This window comes from Solibacillus palustris (genome assembly GCF_022549215.1).
In the GTDB taxonomy this organism is placed as follows: Bacteria; Bacillota; Bacilli; order Bacillales_A; family Planococcaceae; genus Solibacillus; species Solibacillus daqui.
On the sequence record NZ_JAKZFC010000007.1, the window covers coordinates 165,565 to 184,129 of the forward strand.

Genomic DNA, 18,565 nt, shown 5'->3' on the forward strand with positions numbered 1-18,565 from the left:
AATTATAACAAGTGTGATGGGGTTTGACGAGATAAAAAAACCCCAAATGCATGAATACATTTAGGGTGAAAATTACTATGGTTGTTTTACTAGGTCATATAATGATTTCTGCTCAACCGTCAGCTTATCAATAGCTTGCTTTAGTTTACTTTGATCTTCAGCATTTTCAAGCTCTTTTTCTAACTGAATTACCGTACGCACCGCCTTTAGATCCTTTTCAGCGCTCATAATATACGAATAGTTCACCACTAATTTGCGCTCTTTTGAATCCAGTGCCTTGTATTCTTTCGTAAACTGATTTAATTGTTGTTCAAAATTGGCTATTTTTGCTAGCGGTGAGTCACCAGCTAAGACAACATTATAAATACCACTGACAATGATTGCACCAATTCGAGTATTTAAATCAGATGCTGCCCCCGTTGCTCCGTCCATCCAACTGAATAGTATTTCAGAGTACATACCTTTTCCATCTGTATTAGGGTAAGTGCTTAATAATTGCTGCTGTACTTGCGTTAATTTTAAATAGCTCTTATAAATCGAATCCTTTTGTGAATAAGTTGGATTCTCACCAAGCTTCACCATTTTGGCAACAAAGGAATCAACCGTTTTTACATCCTTTTCCATTGCTTGATATTGTTTATAATATGTTAATGTTTTGAGCTGTGTAGTTGATAAATATTGCAATTGCTTTTGAAGCTCTTTAAATTCTACGATATTATAATTTCCAACCTCGAAAAAGTCTGTCAACAAATCATTAAGTTCTTGTAAAGTTGACGAACCTGATGATGAATATTTATCGCTTACTTCTGTATATGTTCCAAAAATCAAGCCTTTTTGCACAGGTTGTAGCTTATCAAATGATTGTTTAGCACTGGCGAATTTTTTCTCGTCGCTCACAGCTAATAAGCGTTTTTTTACAGAATCCGCCTTCGATAAATGACTAGATGCTGTTGAAATAAGGGCATAATTATGCACCAATTTTTTCTCGAATGAGTTTAAAGATTTATACATTGATTTTGCTGTATTAATCGCCAGCTGTAAATCCGCATCCGTATTCATGCCACCACTATTCGCTAGCGCCGTACTTTCTGCCGTCTTTAATAACTCAGCGATTTTTTCAATCTGTGACACTACTTCACTACTTTTACTGCTATCATACTCACCTTTACCAGCAAATTCCTCATCATCAATAATCGCAGTAATACTGGCGATGGCACTCTTTAACGCATCACCATCTACTAAGCTTTTTTGTTCGATTGTTAGCTTTGTATAGGCTTTATAGGCAGAATTGTATTTACTATGCGCTGATTTCATTTTACTAATATACTTTGAACGGTTTTCATCCCCTTCATAGTTTGTCGCCTCTGCTTCTGCTTCCTCAGCCTTTACAACGGACATCGCTACACGTTTCGCCGCAGATACATCTTTTTTCACTTGGCTTACGGATTTATAGTTTGTCAATAGCTTTTTCTGTTCAGAAGTTAGTAGCTTATAATCAATGGCAATTCCATCTAACTCACTCTCTAACATTTCAATATCAAGTGGGTACTCTTTACCTGTGCCAGCTACTGGTAAAATATCATTAATTCGATCAATAAGATTTTGTACTGCTTCTTTAGCATCTTCTTGATTCTGTTCTTCATCGTACGTAAATGGATTTAGTAACTTCTCCATTGTATCTACTGATATTAATGATGCTTGAGCTAAGTTTAATTTATTGTAGGCCTTTTCTGCGGCAATAATTGCACTTGCCTTCTTCTTATCAGTTAATGTGCTAATTTTATTTATTTTTTCAATAACCTCGCGTGCTTTTTTCACATCCGCTTGTGCTATTTTTAACATATCTGTTTTGAGTAGTGCCTGGTACGCGTTATCAAATGTTTTTGCCTCGTCTAAATATTGCTTAATTTTTTCCTCGAAAGCTTTTAGTTCCACAAAGTCATTTGAATCGTTATCGAAAACAATTTTATACTCGCCATCAAAAATTTCTGCTGTAACTTTATCATTAAATGCCTTGACTGCTTTGTTCGTTACATAATCAATATCATTATCACCAATTTTTACAATCCATTCATGCAATTGAGCGATTGATGGGGCAGCATTATCTACTTCAAATAAATGATAAATTTCCTTTTGTTTTGCTGTTAATTTATTGAAAGATTGGCGCAATGAATTAACCGATTTTAATAATTCCGCTTGCTTAATAGTCGTATCTATACCCGTTACGAGGTTTGTATAATCAGAATTAAGTTTGCTAAAGTCCTTTGTTAAAGGTTCTACTACTTTAAAGGCTTGCGCGTATTCCTCTAGCTTTGAATAATTCGTAATCGCTGCTTTGGCACTGTCATTTAGCTGATTATAGGAATCTAATAATCCATTTACTTTAGCTTGTAAATCTGTATATTTTTTAAACTCAATTAATTTGTTAATGTTATCAATTAAATCTTTGATAGGTTCGTTACTAGTACCAATTCCAATCGTCGTACTATCTACAGTCGCGATGTTTGGAACTGAAATCGTTACCGTTACTTCAAATCTTTTATACCCTTGCTTTTCGCTATCTACCGGAATTGTAAAGGTCTTCCCTGTTGCATTTGGCAAAGTAAACTGGTTGTCATTTCCATTAAAGGCTACCCATTTATATTGCACCTCATAATCTTCAGCACTTAAGATCTCGCCACCATCCCCAATAATTTCCGAATGGTCTATCTGAATCTTATCGCCTGGTAAAAGTTCAGTCGTCAGTGGGAGTTCTGTTTGCTTACCATTTACTTTTACTGAATAGGTAACCGGATTTAAGCCAAATTTAAGCTCATCAATTTTTACAGTTTTCTTATAAGCTTTTCCTGATTCTGTTTTTACAACAAATAGAACTTCTTTTCCTGAAAATTCAATTGGAATTTCTAAGTCAATAGCGTTTTCTCCGACTAATAATTTGTATTGACTTCCATCTACTAAATACCATTCATAACCCGAAATCACTTCATTTTCATCTGGAATATTTAAACTTTTCATCGTGATTGTTGAATTAACTCGAGGTGAATTAATACCTTCTTCATATCCAACATCAGCTGTTAAAGTACCAAGTGCTTCTACCGAAATTTCTTTAAAATATTTCTTCTGCCCCTCTGTTGTGACAACAAGCTTCACCTTTTTTCCTTCTGCATGCATAGGCAACTTGAATTCAGCTGCTTGTGAACTAGCTATTGTTGCGTCGCCAATAAACCATTCATAGGAAACAATTTTATCCACTGTTTCAGTAGGTGTTCCGTCTTCAGCTGTAGCAGGCGTTTTAATTTCTGTGAGTGCTGCTTTAACCGTATCTCCTACTGAATATGTACCAGCTGCAATTAAATCATCCTTTTCAATAGGTAGAATATCCTCTGCACCGACCATCACCGGTACAACAAATGCTGCTGAGGTTACGGCTGTAGCTGCTAATATTTTCTTGTAATTCATAAGACATCTCTCCTAACTTTTCCATTTCAGTATACATAACATCTTCTACATTTTGGTTAATTATAAGGAATTTACTAAAAACCTGGGATAACAAAAGATATATGCAATAGTTTTAATTCATAATCTACATTTATTATCGGAAATATCTTATAAAAGATTAGTAAAAATGCCTATTTGTGCATAAAAAAACTGTACCCTATTGGAGTACAGTTGATGGTTGCTTATTTACCTTGCTTTATCAATGCCTCAAGGTCCGACACAATTGTGTCGTATGGCACCTCGGTATTCCCTGATTGAACGCCGTTGTAGTTTTTCACTGCGACACCGTTTTGGTCAACTAGGAAAAAGGTATTCGCATGAATAGGGTTTTCAGTCTGTGCAACAACCGCTGTTTTAAACGAGCCTTTTGCATATTGCTCGATAAATTTTGGGTCATAGCCGTTTAATAAATACCATTTGGATTCATCTGCGACGCCATAATTTCCGATGTATTTTGTTAATACATCCGCTGAGTCTGTATTCGGATCTACTGTAAAGGCGACAATTTTATAGTCTTCAATCCCTTTTTCAATTAGCTCATCTTGAATCATTTTCATGTTGTACGTCATCGGAGGGCAAATATCTGGGCAGTTCGTATAAATGAACATTGCTAGCCATGGCTCACCTTTTAAATCATCCAATGAAACGGGATTACCACGATGATCTTGTACATTAAAATTATCTAGTTCAAAATTGGTTGTTGCTTTAAATTGGTAGTTGCTACAAGCACTTAGTATAAGCACCAGCATACTTACTGTTGCTATTAGTGCAAATCGTTTTGTCATGTCTCTCTCTCCACTCTTCCAATCATTACCTTCATCTTAAAGTAAGTTTCCAAGTTGTACAATAGCAAATACTCGAAATTTTCATTGCAATTTTGTGAAATGGATTTCACAATTCACTGTTTTTTCGTGGTGCATTCAACGAAACGAGCGCGGTATGAATCGCCTCAAGCTTCGTTTCAATTCGATATAACAAATAAAATGAAATAAAGATTGGAAACGTTACGTCTTGAACAAGCGCAATCCATTGTTCCATGAAATTCCCCTCCCTTATCATTTTCGCCTTGGCGTAAATGCGTCCAGATTTTTTCAAGTATGCTTGAAAAATCCCTCTAAAAAATCTGTGACATCCGCCGGGGCCATGAACTTGCATCATTCAGGGTTCAAACACTGGATGATGCAAGTTATCATGAAAAAACCGGCAAAGTCTGTACTTTACCGGCTTCGTTGGTTATGCATTTAGTTCAAAATCTGTCACATTTCGCTCGACGATTTTCGCTGATTTCTTCACATTGAACAACAACCCTTCACGTGAAAAAATGCCTTGGTCGACAATCGTTTGCATCGCTGCATTTACCTCAGCTTCCGTCAGGCTTGCTTTTGGGTTGGCGACATTAAGTGTCATCGTTTTCCCCGCCGAATTGGCAAGCGTCATTTGTAATACTTGTGCCATGTCCTTCACCTCCTCCCACTAGTCGCAAAGCTTATTGTGCTACTAGATCTTTTGTTGTTTTTACCGTTTCAATATACGTGTAGTCCGTTAAACCGACTAACGCCTGTGCTACTGCTTGAATTTGAGCGGCAGTGACATTATTGGAAACGTTGCGGTACGTAGAGCCATTGATGATTGGCTCATCATTTGCGTCTAGACCTGTTTCGTAGTACACCGTGATTGTCGAACTTAAGAATCCGAAATCGTTCATGTTGATCACCTCCTTACCTTATATATGTCATTAGATTTTGAAAAAAGGGAAAGGTCGGTGAAAGTTTTTTTGACTTTTTTTCGTTTTGTAGACGCATCACCGAAACAGGGGGGATTTTCTACATTGGCATTAGGAGGTGAGCTAACGCATGTCCACTTTGGGTGAAATACGCGCGCTTTTAGAGGTTTTTGCGCGATATCAAACGAGATATGCTCGGATTTTTGGATTTATGCGCGAAATAAAAGTGGATATGCTCGCTTTTCAAAATATATGCTCGAATCACCACATTTTTCATTTTATCTCAATGTAAACATACCTGTACAAGCGTTTATGAATTAAATTGCATGTCAAACTGATCGTGATGCACATTTTGCATGAAATCGTACGAATTGGTGGCTTTAATGATGTGAATTTGTGGGTATTATTGAAAAATTTATACTTTCTATCACCGAAAAATTATATAATAGATTTTAGTGAGAAAAAGAGGTGAGTAATTGTGGGCTTAGAAGGTTGGTTTTTATGGTTTATCGTATTTTGGGTATTTGCGTTAGTGGGACTTATGGGCATCGGAGGCTTCTTCATGTTCCGCAAGTTTTTAAAATCGCTTCCAAAACAAGATGGCAAATCCGATTTAGACTGGCAAAATATTTATTTAGATAAAACGATTCATCTATGGGGTGAAGAGGAAAAAGAGTTACTTCGGGAGTTAGTGAGCCCTGTACCAGAGCTGTTTCGTCAGGTAGCAAAGGAAAAAATTGCGGGCAAAATTGGCGAAATTGCATTAACTGAACATGCAACGAAAATCAATATGGATTTAATCATTCGGGGCTATATTATCGCTTCACCAAAACGCGATCATAAGTTTTTACGCAAAAAATTAAACGAAATGAAAATCGATACAACCCCTTACAATCATTTATTTGAAGCATAAAAAAGGTCTTGTCCGGAAAGTAATTTCTGGACAAGACCTTTTCTCCGCCCTAAAGCGGATAAATAATACAAGAACGAAGCACTGTCCAAAAAGTAATTACTTTTTGGACAGCTCCTTTTTATGAAACAATTTGTGATTTCTCAAGCTTTTTGTATTTTATGAGCATGCCAATTCGCCAAGGTAACAGCATCGCGAATGCTAATATGAAGAACATTCCACCCAATTCGCCTACATCAAAATTATCAGCAAATATTATTTTCATAATAATACGGAAAATTAATAATCCAATTAATATAAAAGGAAACGCTTTTGATTGCTTCATATAAATTGCGCCTTCACGTACTTCAAATTTTGACGTGGCAATTAATATCGTAGAGAATACTAAGCCTACCGCTACTGCTTCTAAAATTTGTGGAGGTGCAACACGAAATTCCTCGAATAAAAACATCGATGCACCCGTTGACATGGCAATAGGTGGAATGAGTATTTTTTTTGCGTTTACTGGCTTTTTTTGTGCTCGTATGCGAATAAATAACGCGAATGTTCCCATTGCTGCAGCCATTATCGTCGTACCTATTAATAAATAGTAAGCAGGTATGTTGTCAAACATCCTATTCCCCCTCTAATGTTGACTGGAATATGTTAAGTTGAGGACGTTAAATGCAACCATTTTTAATTGCTCTTCTTGGAAAGGTTTCGTAATAAAATCCTTCGCGCCACTTTCAATTGCAGCCTTCACTTTTTTTTGCTGACCAAGAGCCGTGACCATAATTACCTTCGCCTCGACATCCTTTTCAACAATAATTTTCACTGCTTCAATCCCTGTCATAACTGGCATCGTGATATCCATCGTGACAAGATCTGGTTTTAATTGGTCATATAATGCGACCGCTTCTTTTCCGTTTGCAGCCTCACCTATGACCTCAAAGCCCCATTCTTTAAACATATTTCCTATAGTGACACGCATAAACAGCGAATCATCGACAACTAAAACTGTTGGCATTTAGCAATCACACCACTTTCCTTAGTATAACACGTAGAAATTGCACACGAAACTATTAGAACCCTGTAAAGCCTCCTAAAATTGAAGTAAAAATCGTGATGATGTATGTAAGTCCATCAAAGAATAATAAAATTCCGACAGCAATCATAATATAGCCACCAATTTTCACGATTTTTTGACTATGCTCACGAATCCAGTTCATACGAGAGATGAAGAATGATAACGTAAAGAATGGGATTGCAAAGCCTAAATAATATGCAAGCATATACCACATCGCAGAATCAGGATTAGTCCCACCTAGCGCAATAATTGACATTAAAATCGGCCCTGTACACGGCGTCCAACCTGCCGCAAATGCTAAACCAATTAATACCGAACCAAAATAACCCGATGGACGATGTTTAAATTGAAATTTGCGATCCTTCATTAAAAAATCAAGTTGTAATAAGCCAACGATCATTAAGCCAAATGTCACGATTAAAATCGCCCCAATTTGGCGCATTAAGTCTTGATATTGCCAGAAAAACTCTTGTGCAAAGGAAGTACCAAAGCCAATCGCAATAAAAATAATCGAAAAACCAAGTAGGAAAAATAAAGTATGTAAGATAGCTCGTTTTTGCATCATCCCTCGCTCGCCTTTAAGTTCGTCTAACGTCATGCCGGTAATATACGACAGAAATGCAGGATAAAGCGGTAAGGTGCACGGCGAAATAAAACTTAAGAAGCCAGCACCAAACGCTAAGATGACATTTAAATCTGTGTTCATGCTGCTCAAATCCCCCTCACATTGATGCATCAATCGTACCAAATTTTCACAAACATTACCCCTTTTTCGTTTGTGAACATTTTTTGTCAGGGAATCCCACCCTAACCTCCGTTATAGGTTGGGGATTGATTTGCGACGATAGCATAGCGACAGGAGCACCGCATCAAGCGGATTATAAACACTTGAGGGGCATTTTGTATAATAATCCCCAATTTTTGCACTTCCTGATTTGCGAAGATAGCACAGCGACAAGATCTCCATTTGCAGAAGCAATCAACGAATCATATCAATTACAAAGAGGCTCGAATAGATAATCGATGTAAACACGATAACGATGACAATTGTGATCGTTTGAAAACGAACTAGCCACCGCCAACAACTTTCTTCCGGGTGATTTTCCTTCCATTTCATAACAGCTTTAAAATTGATAAACCAGCAATGGAGCGTAATGATCAGTGACGGCACAGTGTACAATGCGAATAATAGTATCACTTGCTGCAATGTCGAAATTGAATACTTGCCATAGCTAATGATGAAGTAAGGTACGATAAACCAAAATACGGATGTAAAAATTAGCACAACCCCGACTAAAAAATGGAGCCACAAATATTCATGATGCGTTTGACGAAAATATTTTAATGCTATTTGCAAGCCCTTCACCTACTTTTTAGTTTACTATTCCCTGCATTTTATGTATTTAAAACAAGATTGGTGTATGAAATGTAAAGAGGTCATATATCTTGCGCTTCCAAATAACTGAATAGAACAGCTTACATGCAAAAAGCCAAAAAACACGACAATAAAAGTGTTTTTTGGCTTTAGTAAGTAGTTCCAAATTTTTATTTTTGGAACGCATTTTTTACATTGGTTCAATTCAACGATTAAACTAGCTATTGATTTCAAATCCTTCGACATTCACGATTTTTATACTAAAAGAATCACCAATGGATGATAATTTTAGTTCCATTGAATTTAAGAGTTGCTTCGCTTTCTGCTCTATTTCCAACGCTACCTTTTGTGCATGTTTATCCGAACCTTTTAAGGACGTTTGAATGATAATGTGTTGCTGCTGTACTGTACTAATATAATCTATTTCTTGGTAATCTTTAAGACCGATTATTAACGTTTCGAGCATCTGATGAGCTTCTTTGTTGATACCTCCACTTAAATCGCTAATCCAATTAAATCTGTTTAAAACAATACTGTAATCCTTTAAAACCGTGCTTTTGATTTCACTTCTTACGAGCGATTCCATGTCCGCTTTAACAGAATTGAAATACGCTTCATCCCCCACTACTTGGATCACCAATTGATTGTTTGAGGTGGTTTTCACGTCAACACCTACATACCGTTCATGTAGTGTTTCAGCTATCATATTTAATGTAGCTTGTTCTAAAGAAATGAATGGTTTTTGAATGACTTCATGAGCATCTAATTCAGACGGGACTTTCAACAAGTACAATAAGATTAAGCTCAATATGAATATTACAATAGCAATCCATATCTTTTTTAACATACGATGCCTCCTGTTAAAAAGATATGTCGTAAATTATCTAAAAAACACTTATATTGATGAAAGCTACGAAACGTTTTTAGGAAACGTTCCATCTTGAACAATGGCCTCCAAAACAAAAATGATCACGAGACAATCCCGTGATCCTCCTCCAAAATCGCAGCATCTGACAATACAATTAAGTCATTGTTTATCCAGAAATCACGAGTAAAATTCTTTTAATTTTCTTGGTAAGGTTTTATTCATAATGAATCCTGCAAAAGCTAATCCGATCAAAATAAATATAATGGCCAAAACTTTATTTAACCAAGCTATTTGTATAATATCCGTTAGATTGGAACCCCCAATAATTATTATCGCACCTACAGCCCACGCAAATAAGAATCCTAAGGTGTACTGTAACCATTCTTTTTTAGAAAGTTGCTTAAAAATCGCCTTATTTTTATAAAATTTCATAATTGAGAAAATCAATAATAATCCTAACATTAAATTTCCAATCACTACAATCCCTCACTTAGAAAGTTTAATTTTATTTAATTAATATTCTGCCATATACAACTTCATTTACCCTTTAAGAGTTACCAAATCGTCGTTTGGTAATCTTTCATGAAAGAATGTTATTCAACAATTCTCTCTCATCCTGCCAACTACCTAATAGCTCTTCGAAAATGAGTGCCGGTGCAGATTGCTGATCTTTTTGTAGATGGCTTTTTACCACCGCCATAATATTTAACTTCGGAACAATAAATATATATTGTCCAAATATGCCATTAGCATAGTAATAATCAATCGAGGTGTTAGTATTAGTATTTTCATAAGTCCATAGCTGATAGCCATATCCATATGTACCTTCTTTTGTGGTTTTAGTTTGTTTATATGGTCTTTTTGCCTGAATGATCCAGTTGGATGATATCACCTGATTTGAATTAAATCGCCCTTCGTTTAAAAATAACAGTCCAATCTTCACCATATCCTCTAATTTTAATGAAATACTAAAACCACCCCCGTGAATTCCTTGTGGATCCCTTTGCCAAGTGTATTTATTTATCCCTAATGGACAGAATAAATATTTTTCAGCAAATGAAGCGGTGGAAATTCCAGAAATTTTTTGTATTATCGCACTTAGTAAATGAGAGTCTCCAGAATTATATTGAAAGGTTGATCCTGGTTTATGTATAATCGGTTGTCCTAGTATGAATTTAACCCAATTTTTTGATCCTTGGAAATTCCCTACTTTTAACCCCGAAGTCATGGTCAGCAAATGAAATATTGTAATTTCTTTCTTTTGCGGATCATTAGACTCTAATATTTCTGGAAAATAGTTTTGAATGGGTTCGTGAATATTTTTTATTAATCCCTTTTCTACCATAATTCCAATTAATATAGAAACAATGCTCTTTGTGATGGAATAAACCTTTGACGGCTTTTCTACGACCTTTTTATTCTTCAAGTATTCGTAGATCCTTGTATTCCCTTTATAGATGACAAAAGCTTCAATTCTAATACTTTTAAGTTTCTTTTCTAACTCATTAAAAGATATTTTACTCATTCCTCTATTATCTCCCTTTCACAAACACCATACTCGAATTACCATATGTATTCAATTTTTCAAGGGATTATTCCTCCATTAAATGGCCCTTTAATGAAAACCGGCGCAGATCCTTGTTACAGAATTGTACCCGATCGTTGAATATTTACCATTTTTTAGCTGTATGGCGTAAATGAAGGGATAATCCAATATATAAGCTTATTGCTTTTCTGATATCATCCACATTTATTTCATTATTTCTGACAAATTAACTTAAGTATATTCTCCAGTCCTTTCAGATTTATGTAATTATGTTATTGTGACATTATTATCTTATTCTTGAGTAAACATTCATCAAAAGATAGTATATAGTTTGGGATATAATTAGGAAGGAGACAACATGGATAAGCGTATTTATTTTTTAATGATTCTATCCTTTATAATAGGTCTGGTTGAACTGATCATTAGCGGGATTTTAGATTTGATTGCAGAGGATTTACATGTAAGCATCGGCCAAGCAGGTTTGCTGATCACTGTTTTTGCTGTCATTTTTGCAGTTACATCGCCAATTTTACTTGTCATGACAGCTAAAATAGAAAGAAAAAGGCTAACATTAGTTTGCTTGTACATTTTTTTAATTGGTTGTATCGTAACAGTATTTGCACCTACTTTTTCTATTTTGTTTATAGGAAGAATTATATTAGCATTAAGTGGAGCGCTATTAATCATATTGTGTTTAGTTATGGCTCCTAGCTTAGTAGAAGAACAGTATAGAGGTAGGGCTATTGGGATCGTCTCTGTGGGAGTAAGTGCTTCGTTAGTTTTAGGGGTACCGCTCGGGCTTATCATCGGAGATAGTTTTGGCTGGAGAGCACCATTCGTACTGATAACTATTTTAACAGCATTATCAATTATTGGGGTTCATGTATTAATGGGAAGAATACAACCGAAACCTCAAATTCCGTTGAGGAATCAGCTTTTAGCATTTAAAAATCACAAAACCACATTAGGGCTAACAACGACATTCTTCTATATGACAGGCCATACGATTATGTATGCCTATTTTAAGCCTTATTTAGAAGCGACCACTGATTTTAATGCTACTTGGATTAGTGTCATCTATTTCATTTTCGGTTTTTCTGCTGTAATTGGTGGAGGTCTTGGCGGTGTAATGGCAGATTTATTGGGATCAAGAAAAACAATGATTATTGCCCTAGTCGTATTTAGCGCTTTATTCTTTATATTTCCATATTCAACAGATTCATTTCCAGTATTTCTTATCATAATTATCATTTGGGGGATTCTCAGTTGGGCGATTTCGCCGGCTATGCAATCTTATTTAATTGAAATAGCGCCTGAATCATCGGAAATTCAGCAAAGCTTGAATAATTCAGCTCTTCATTTAGGTGTTGCTGTTGGTTCAGTGATTGGGGCTGGAATTGTAGATACACTATCAGTTGAAGTAAATCCATTTGCAGGTGGAATATTCATCATTTTATCATTCATTACTGTCATCATTTCTATTAGCAGTAAGAAAAAAACAGCTTATAATACAAAGAGCGCAATTTGAGATATTTCAAGTTGCGCTCTTTTAATGTATATCTCTTTTCCTACACGGTAGTTTTAGCTGAAACTGGACTTAATTCTAATAAAAATGCAGATTTAAAGCGTTAATAAATTTTCTATAAATACAGGTTTTTATTCAGATAACACACCTGCAGCGTTTTCTGCAAAATCTTGAAAAGTCTTATTGTAGCTATGTTTATATACCTTAGCATAAAAAGCTGTATAAATAATATTCAAAGGAAAAGCCACGAAAGGTTGATTTCACAGCATTTCTTAGCTTTTTCTGTATTCCAAAACTTTTATTTGGGAACGTTTTTTAATTTTCTAATGAATAAATATGATTGTGCTGTTGTGATGATTTTAATTTTTTATAAAGGAAAATTGAATAAGTAACTAAGATTGCAAGAATCACAAATGTAAAAATATCGTCACCATCTTTAGAAGCCAGAACAATAAAAGTATTATTGATCCCATGGAATAATATTGTAACTATTAACGGTTGTCCTAATGCGATTAATAGAGCTAAAACCATACCAGTCGAAAATGCGTAGCTTATTTGGATAATTGTACTCAACAAGTCTTGACCACCAAGAAGTTGTAAAGAATGGGTTATTGCAAATAAAAGGCTTGATACTGTAACCGCAAGTATAATCCCATTTCCTCTTAATACCGATATCATAAATCCTCTATAAATCACTTCTTCTATAAAGGCAATAATAAGTATATGAGTTATCATTACTAAAATTACATTCGAATAATCCCCTAAACTAAGCCCACCATTTCCTAGGTATAAAATTATTAAAATAATTAAAAGTGGCATTGAATATAATAATGTTTCTTTTACTGAACGAGTAGAAAATAGGTTCAATGCTGTTCGACTTTTTTTAGAGAATAATAAATAACCGTATAACAATAAAGCAAATGGTACTAAGCCCAAATAGGAGAGAAACGGATCGTTAGTGGAAGTTATTGAAACATACGCACCATTGACAATAAAAAACGCTAAGACGAGAAATTCTAAACCAATTACTTTCAAAAATGGTTTCATATATTACGCCACATCCTCGTTGTTATAAATTGTAAATATTTTACTGAAAATATTATACACCATTAAATTATTTGAGAGGAAAAGAAATATTCCAAAAGCATCGTTTGGTAACCATTCATAAAAGAAAGATGTTCAGTAAAATGGCCCTATTCATGAAGTAAGGGCACAATTTTTACTGCAGAAATGCGCACTTTAACGGAAGATAGTTTTGAATATCTATGCTGCAGAGATACTATAAAAGTCATTTCAAATGAAATAAGGCTGGTAAAAACATTTTTAAGATTCGCATGAAATAAAAATCACAAAGCTCTTCTATCCCAATCTACATTTTTCAATTCAGGAGCAATTAGAAGTAACTCCTTTATGTTCGCAATTTTATCTCCATGTCTCTTCCAAGCTTTCACCACTTTTGAACTACAATTATGAAGGCCCCAGATTGATAATAGATATAAAGATAATCCATATTTATTTAATTTATGCTGATACTGAATAGCTAAGTTAAATACTCTAACACTTTCTTCATGCATGTTAAGTCTGGTTAATGTACAACCTAAATTATTTAAAGCTACTGTAATAGAACGCTTTGTAAGGCGGGAACTGTTTAATTGCTCCCAACTGCCTAAAACAAAGGGATCACTCTCCATTGGAATAAGTGAATCATCGAGTATTTCTAAGAGCTTATGATTAATCAAATGAGCAATTTTTTCCGATGACTCTTTGATCAATTCTTGTTCTTCTAGTTTAGAAGCTTTTTCTAATAGAAACGAATAATAGGTTAATTCTGCAAAAGGATTGTTTTCCCATTCACTGTCCTCTTGTATCAAGTCCAACATATTAATAAGGGGGACATCAATGCTTGAAAACTTCTCCAAGCTTAAAAGAGAAGAGACTGCTGCACGATGACTTTCAAATCTTACTCCTCTGTTACTTTCGTTTCTTAAAGAATGCTCACATGCATATAAGTACCAGTCATACCATTCTTCAAAATAATTACCTAATGATAATGTTAAAGATTGTGTGCCATCCGAAACAAACCAGTGCAGTTTATCAGGAGCTAAAGTTATCTTTCCCCATTTAACAAATTCACAGTGAATCTCATATTCTTGGTGGGGTTTACGCATGATAGCAAGCCTATCGGAAATGTTCCAATATACCCATGCTTTTTCTTCTACTGTGAGTGTTCTGTTGTTACGAAATTCTTCTAATAGCACTAAGATTTCCTCATTCTTTTCATCTGCTAGTAATTGATTGAATTTCTCATAAATGTTCAACGAATCAACCTTTCTTTAATAAAAATACCAGTACTATTAGTATAAAAATGAACAACAGCAATTTATATTGTTTATATACTTTAGCTGCATAGCAGTTTCCATTTTTTATAAATTCTATATCTAAAGTGAATGTCCTTCTTCAATTAACTGGCCCTTTAGCTAAAGAAGGCGCAATTCTTTTTCAAGAATTGCGCCCTATAACGAAAAGACACGCATTTTTACATGAGTGTCTTAATTACAGTTTATAGAATTTTGCATATAAATTTTAGAAATTTCTGATGCCAATGACTTTAAATTCAAATTTATCCCCCCTATATATCTTTGTATTTATAACAAATCCTAACAATTCTTTTCTTCAACTAATCTGCGTCTTTAGTTCAATAAAGAAATAAAGAGCTGCATATGCAACTCAATGACCTTCAAGTAAAGCTCCCGTTAGTTTAACAAGAAAATAACTTAATTCTTTATCTTACTTCCCAATATTCTTATATGAATTCAAACGCAAACATTAAACCTAAAGGGATAGTTAACCAAAGCAGAGAATTACTCAATATTATTTTAAAATGAGAAGCATTTTCTAATTTGTCTTTGGAAACGAATCTCCACATCAGTAGTACTCCAAAAGCCCATATCGGTATGACTAAAAAGAATTCTGGTGTCAAAGTATCAGATTCACCTAATGCCCCTTCTGCAAAAAACCAAGAAATAAATAATGCAACAAAACCAGTAAATATAACATTACCTATAACTAAAACTTTTTTATCATTCAACAAAATCCCTCCGATTACTCGAATAACGAAACATCATTTAACTTTTTTACGAAATTTAAAATCCACCTTATAACTCCAATCACCAGAATGAGAATACCATTAGCTATTGTTATAAATCCTAAAAATGCCCCACCATAGCCTGCACCTTCTCCTGTTCCCCCAGAACTCCAATTGTAAAAATGAAGAAATACAGCCCCACTTGAAAAACCAATCACTGGAGCAAGTACCATCATAATGATGCCCGATACCATAAGATTTAATATTCCTTTTCTAAACAACGTTAAGTGATACTAAGATCAAGACATATAATATCAAAATTAAATTTCCCACAATCCCCCCCTCGCTTCATTTTACCATAATTAACCATAATATCAGTTTAACTATTCTGACTTTTAATTGAGTAGCAACAATCTTTTTGAAATCAGCCTAAGAAAAAGATGGGATCTCTATGGAATCCCATCTTGAAGTAAAGCCCCCTTTAGTTTAATAAGAAATCATTCGTTGAACCTTAGATTTTTACATAACTATTTGATTAGTTATTAATCCTAAAATTACAAACCCAACAATAAAAGCACCTATGTGAATTAAAATCTTATATCTCAACTTAATTTTTAACAAGAAATATAACCTAAAGGTGAAATAAATTATTATCAAATCAATAGGTGTCTTAATCAGTGAAACAGTAAATTTATTATTGATATGGAACTGTTCATAAATAAAGTCCCTAAAAAAAGAATTATTTGCTAAAGCAATCATAGAAAAAACGACTTGATAAACAAAAAACTTAAAAAGGTTCACACAATTCCAACTCCCCTATAATCCAATCTTGATTATATTCTTGTTTTACTTCTCCTAAAGTATTGTTTTACTAATTATTTGTTATTCAACTATCCTGCCCCTTTAGTTCAATAAGAAAAAAGAGCTGCCTAAGCAACTCAATGTTCTTAAAGTAAAGCCCCCGTTAGTAAAATAAGAGGGGAGTCAAATTTATGCAGATTTACAACGATAAGACTTCAATTTCATTCATGGTATTTAAGTCTTTTTCCAAACTTTGATTTGTGAACTTTATTAGGTTTATTAATGTATACGTTATAAATCCATGTTTTACTAAAACACCGTTAGTTGAAGAAGAAAAGTGAAGCGTATGCAACAATCGCGCCCTTATGTGGAACAAAAAATTCTATACTAGTTTAGAAAATCCCTTTAACTATCTACTCTTTGCGGGTTTTGCCAGTATATAAAGCCATCCTTAGAATAAGTTCGACTCATTCCTATCTTTTCAAGGACTCTTATTGACGCTACATTCTCTTCAGCACACTCCGCGACTATTTTATCAACCTGGTTGGAAGAAAGGGCCCAATCTTTAAGTGTGGCCCCATTTCATACTTATCAGAAAAAGCATTATAGCTCTCCGCAGTACAAGGAACGATTAACAAACGATCAGTTTTGATTTCCAAATTATATTCCTCCCAATTTTAATTAATTTTACCATTTAAAATCTACAGATTCCATTACTGCTTATTGAACTAAACTGCCCCTTTAGTTCAATAAAAAAAGAGCTGCCTAAGCAACTCAACGATCTTCGCTAAAGCCCGCGTTAGTTTAAGTGAAAAGTTTCACAATCTACACATTTTATGTAATAACGTTTTTACTAATAGTATCAGAAAAATAATCAGAAACAGCATTACAATAGAGAATAGATACATTCCTAGTCCTGCCCAAACTCCTTCCTCAAATTCTTCTATAATATTATCAAGATTAAAGATAAGCTTGATAACAAAGTTTGAAATAAAAATAAATGCGGTCAAGATAGCAGTGTCTTTTATAATCTTCAATGTCAATAATCCACCCTTTTTTTACTATTCAATTTAATGTTGTCCACTTAACTGACTATACGTCCTAATAAACTCTCTAAACGAATATCCTCTTTTATTATACAAGTTTGATTTTTTTATTAAATATTGTAAATGGTTTAAAATTACTCCAAACGAAATATACTTGCTTATTGAACTAAACTGCCCCGTTAGTTGAATAAGAGAAACAATGATTTAACTATTCTATTCAAATAAATTAGTCGAAAAAATACCAACAACAATTAACAAAGATATGCTCCAAAATATTAAACCAACAAAACGGTTATTGAGTGCATAAATCGTCAATCCAAGAGAAGGTAAGTATAAAGCGATAGCTATAAGCATCATAGGATTGAGTAAAGTCCCTTGAAGCCAATGTTCATTTAACTCATAATTCACTTTAATAAGTAAAGCAGCTACTACACTTAGAATTATAGCAATGATTCCACTTAAAGAACGTTTTGCTACTCTCATCATTCTTCACCTCAATTACTTCTTAAACTATCCTGCTCCTTTAGTTCAATAAAAAAAGGAGCTGCCTAAGCAACTCAACAATCTTCACTAAAGCCCCTGTTAGTTGAATAATAAAAGAATCTTAAATTTCTTTAATAATCTCTACTCTGTTTCCAAAAGGGTCTCTAAACTCAAAACGTTCAAAATTTGGAATTGGTACTGAATCTAATATTTTTATATTATTTTCCATCAATACTCTTCTCCAATATGATACATCTTCTACCTGGTATGCTAAGTGGGCTTTCGTTGTTAATCTATTAAAGCCATCTTCTGTACCTACATGCACCTCTTTATCACCAACTTGTAACCAAAAGCCCCCTCTTCCTTGAAGTGAAATTGGCTTTTCAATTTCTTCTAGTTTCAATACATTACAATAAAAATTCTTACCTTCCTCTTCAGCACCTTTTGGAATAGTTATCTGTGCGTGATGTAATCCAAGAATCATATAGATACCCCCTAAGTATTAAAACTATTTCTTATCTTTATTGTACTTTATAATATATATATTTCAAATTATGTATTATTTATGTAAACTCATTATTATTTCTTAATGAATTAAACTGCTTCTTTAGTTCAATAAGAAAAAAGAGCTGCATACGT

General features: G+C 34.2%; 20 protein-coding genes and 1 pseudogene. 2 read left to right on the plus strand and 19 right to left on the minus strand.

The genetic code is table 11. The features are described from left to right. Window positions 1–75 precede the first annotated feature (75 nt). The 5 genes from LZ480_RS16295 to LZ480_RS16315 form a co-directional block, all read right to left on the minus strand. On the minus strand, window positions 76–3,459 hold the full coding sequence (locus LZ480_RS16295) for a hypothetical protein (RefSeq protein ID WP_241370606.1): 3,384 nt from the start codon (window positions 3,457–3,459) through the stop codon (window positions 76–78). Between the two features lie 221 nt (window positions 3,460–3,680). Continuing rightward, window positions 3,681–4,283, minus strand: coding sequence for an SCO family protein (locus LZ480_RS16300; RefSeq protein ID WP_241370607.1), 603 nt, complete (start codon window positions 4,281–4,283; stop codon window positions 3,681–3,683). A gap of 106 nt (window positions 4,284–4,389) precedes the next feature. Further along, the gene (locus LZ480_RS16305) at window positions 4,390–4,536 is read right to left on the minus strand and encodes a YvrJ family protein (RefSeq protein ID WP_241370608.1); all 147 of its coding nucleotides are present in this window, start codon (window positions 4,534–4,536) and stop codon (window positions 4,390–4,392) included. A gap of 195 nt (window positions 4,537–4,731) precedes the next feature. Beyond that, on the minus strand, window positions 4,732–4,953 hold the full coding sequence (locus LZ480_RS16310) for a DUF2922 domain-containing protein (RefSeq protein WP_241370609.1): 222 nt from the start codon (window positions 4,951–4,953) through the stop codon (window positions 4,732–4,734). Window positions 4,954–4,984: 31 nt separating this feature from the next. Continuing rightward, window positions 4,985–5,203 carry a DUF1659 domain-containing protein gene (locus LZ480_RS16315; RefSeq protein ID WP_241370610.1) on the minus strand — a complete coding sequence of 73 codons (219 nt, stop codon included), beginning with the start codon at window positions 5,201–5,203 and terminating at the stop codon, window positions 4,985–4,987. Window positions 5,204–5,699: 496 nt separating this feature from the next. Here LZ480_RS16315 and LZ480_RS16320 point away from each other — a divergent pair, with 496 nt between their 5' ends. Beyond that, window positions 5,700–6,134 (plus strand): DUF2621 family protein, encoded by a 435-nt coding sequence (locus LZ480_RS16320; RefSeq protein ID WP_332844047.1) that lies wholly within the window; start codon window positions 5,700–5,702, stop codon window positions 6,132–6,134. 118 nt (window positions 6,135–6,252) lie between these two features. Here the strand turns inward: LZ480_RS16320 and LZ480_RS16325 are convergent, their stop codons facing one another. The 7 genes from LZ480_RS16325 to LZ480_RS16355 all read right to left on the minus strand — a co-directional run bounded on the left by LZ480_RS16325 (window position 6,253) and on the right by LZ480_RS16355 (window position 10,965). Next, on the minus strand, window positions 6,253–6,744 hold the full coding sequence (locus tag LZ480_RS16325; RefSeq protein WP_241370611.1) for a CcdC family protein: 492 nt from the start codon (window positions 6,742–6,744) through the stop codon (window positions 6,253–6,255). Window positions 6,745–6,756: 12 nt separating this feature from the next. Further along, a complete protein-coding gene (locus tag LZ480_RS16330; RefSeq protein WP_241370612.1) occupies window positions 6,757–7,137 on the minus strand; it encodes a response regulator in 381 nt (126 codons plus the stop codon). Window positions 7,138–7,192: 55 nt separating this feature from the next. Next, window positions 7,193–7,903, minus strand: coding sequence for a cytochrome c biogenesis CcdA family protein (locus LZ480_RS16335; RefSeq protein WP_241370613.1), 711 nt, complete (start codon window positions 7,901–7,903; stop codon window positions 7,193–7,195). Between the two features lie 273 nt (window positions 7,904–8,176). After that, window positions 8,177–8,554, minus strand: coding sequence for a hypothetical protein (locus LZ480_RS16340; protein ID WP_241370614.1), 378 nt, complete (start codon window positions 8,552–8,554; stop codon window positions 8,177–8,179). Window positions 8,555–8,789: 235 nt separating this feature from the next. Beyond that, window positions 8,790–9,419 (minus strand): hypothetical protein, encoded by a 630-nt coding sequence (locus LZ480_RS16345; protein ID WP_241370615.1) that lies wholly within the window; start codon window positions 9,417–9,419, stop codon window positions 8,790–8,792. A 198-nt stretch (window positions 9,420–9,617) separates the two neighbouring features. After that, window positions 9,618–9,917 carry a hypothetical protein gene (locus tag LZ480_RS16350; RefSeq protein ID WP_241370616.1) on the minus strand — a complete coding sequence of 100 codons (300 nt, stop codon included), beginning with the start codon at window positions 9,915–9,917 and terminating at the stop codon, window positions 9,618–9,620. A 103-nt stretch (window positions 9,918–10,020) separates the two neighbouring features. Beyond that, window positions 10,021–10,965 carry a serine hydrolase domain-containing protein gene (locus LZ480_RS16355; RefSeq protein ID WP_241370617.1) on the minus strand — a complete coding sequence of 315 codons (945 nt, stop codon included), beginning with the start codon at window positions 10,963–10,965 and terminating at the stop codon, window positions 10,021–10,023. 379 nt (window positions 10,966–11,344) lie between these two features. Here LZ480_RS16355 and LZ480_RS16360 point away from each other — a divergent pair, with 379 nt between their 5' ends. After that, window positions 11,345–12,514, plus strand: coding sequence for an MFS transporter (locus LZ480_RS16360; protein WP_241370618.1), 1,170 nt, complete (start codon window positions 11,345–11,347; stop codon window positions 12,512–12,514). 312 nt (window positions 12,515–12,826) lie between these two features. On the opposite strand, the gene LZ480_RS16365 is transcribed toward LZ480_RS16360, so the two are convergent. From LZ480_RS16365 to LZ480_RS16390, 7 genes and pseudogenes are all read right to left on the minus strand, one after another. Further along, a complete protein-coding gene (locus LZ480_RS16365; protein WP_241370619.1) occupies window positions 12,827–13,558 on the minus strand; it encodes a CPBP family intramembrane glutamic endopeptidase in 732 nt (243 codons plus the stop codon). A 299-nt stretch (window positions 13,559–13,857) separates the two neighbouring features. After that, a complete protein-coding gene (locus tag LZ480_RS16370; protein WP_241370620.1) occupies window positions 13,858–14,829 on the minus strand; it encodes a hypothetical protein in 972 nt (323 codons plus the stop codon). Between the two features lie 485 nt (window positions 14,830–15,314). Next, complete coding sequence (locus tag LZ480_RS16375) at window positions 15,315–15,599, minus strand: hypothetical protein (protein WP_049665915.1); 285 nt, start codon at window positions 15,597–15,599, stop codon at window positions 15,315–15,317. A gap of 14 nt (window positions 15,600–15,613) precedes the next feature. Beyond that, on the minus strand, window positions 15,614–15,832 hold the full coding sequence (locus LZ480_RS16380; RefSeq protein WP_241370621.1) for a hypothetical protein: 219 nt from the start codon (window positions 15,830–15,832) through the stop codon (window positions 15,614–15,616). 970 nt (window positions 15,833–16,802) lie between these two features. Continuing rightward, window positions 16,803–16,955: pseudogene (locus tag LZ480_RS20130) on the minus strand (GNAT family N-acetyltransferase); the annotation flags it as partial. Between the two features lie 701 nt (window positions 16,956–17,656). Continuing rightward, the gene (locus tag LZ480_RS16385; RefSeq protein WP_241370622.1) at window positions 17,657–17,929 is read right to left on the minus strand and encodes a hypothetical protein; all 273 of its coding nucleotides are present in this window, start codon (window positions 17,927–17,929) and stop codon (window positions 17,657–17,659) included. Window positions 17,930–18,047: 118 nt separating this feature from the next. Next, complete coding sequence (locus tag LZ480_RS16390; RefSeq protein WP_241370623.1) at window positions 18,048–18,410, minus strand: VOC family protein; 363 nt, start codon at window positions 18,408–18,410, stop codon at window positions 18,048–18,050. Window positions 18,411–18,565 lie beyond the last annotated feature (155 nt).

Coding starts and splice junctions, on each gene's coding strand:
- LZ480_RS16335 (WP_241370613.1), bottom strand. CDS start 7,903: ATGAACACAGATTTAAATGTCATCTTAGCGTTTGGTGCTGGCTTCTTA.
- LZ480_RS16380 (WP_241370621.1), bottom strand. CDS start 15,832: ATGATGGTACTTGCTCCAGTGATTGGTTTTTCAAGTGGGGCTGTATTT.
- LZ480_RS16345 (WP_241370615.1), bottom strand. CDS start 9,419: ATGTTAAAAAAGATATGGATTGCTATTGTAATATTCATATTGAGCTTA.
- LZ480_RS16360 (WP_241370618.1), top strand. CDS start 11,345: ATGGATAAGCGTATTTATTTTTTAATGATTCTATCCTTTATAATAGGT.
- LZ480_RS16385 (WP_241370622.1), bottom strand. CDS start 17,929: ATGATGAGAGTAGCAAAACGTTCTTTAAGTGGAATCATTGCTATAATT.
- LZ480_RS16355 (WP_241370617.1), bottom strand. CDS start 10,965: ATGAGTAAAATATCTTTTAATGAGTTAGAAAAGAAACTTAAAAGTATT.
- LZ480_RS16300 (WP_241370607.1), bottom strand. CDS start 4,283: ATGACAAAACGATTTGCACTAATAGCAACAGTAAGTATGCTGGTGCTT.
- LZ480_RS16315 (WP_241370610.1), bottom strand. CDS start 5,203: ATGAACGATTTCGGATTCTTAAGTTCGACAATCACGGTGTACTACGAA.
- LZ480_RS16390 (WP_241370623.1), bottom strand. CDS start 18,410: ATGATTCTTGGATTACATCACGCACAGATAACTATTCCAAAAGGTGCT.
- LZ480_RS16305 (WP_241370608.1), bottom strand. CDS start 4,536: ATGGAACAATGGATTGCGCTTGTTCAAGACGTAACGTTTCCAATCTTT.
- LZ480_RS16365 (WP_241370619.1), bottom strand. CDS start 13,558: ATGAAACCATTTTTGAAAGTAATTGGTTTAGAATTTCTCGTCTTAGCG.
- LZ480_RS16295 (WP_241370606.1), bottom strand. CDS start 3,459: ATGAATTACAAGAAAATATTAGCAGCTACAGCCGTAACCTCAGCAGCA.
- LZ480_RS16330 (WP_241370612.1), bottom strand. CDS start 7,137: ATGCCAACAGTTTTAGTTGTCGATGATTCGCTGTTTATGCGTGTCACT.
- LZ480_RS16325 (WP_241370611.1), bottom strand. CDS start 6,744: ATGTTTGACAACATACCTGCTTACTATTTATTAATAGGTACGACGATA.
- LZ480_RS16310 (WP_241370609.1), bottom strand. CDS start 4,953: ATGGCACAAGTATTACAAATGACGCTTGCCAATTCGGCGGGGAAAACG.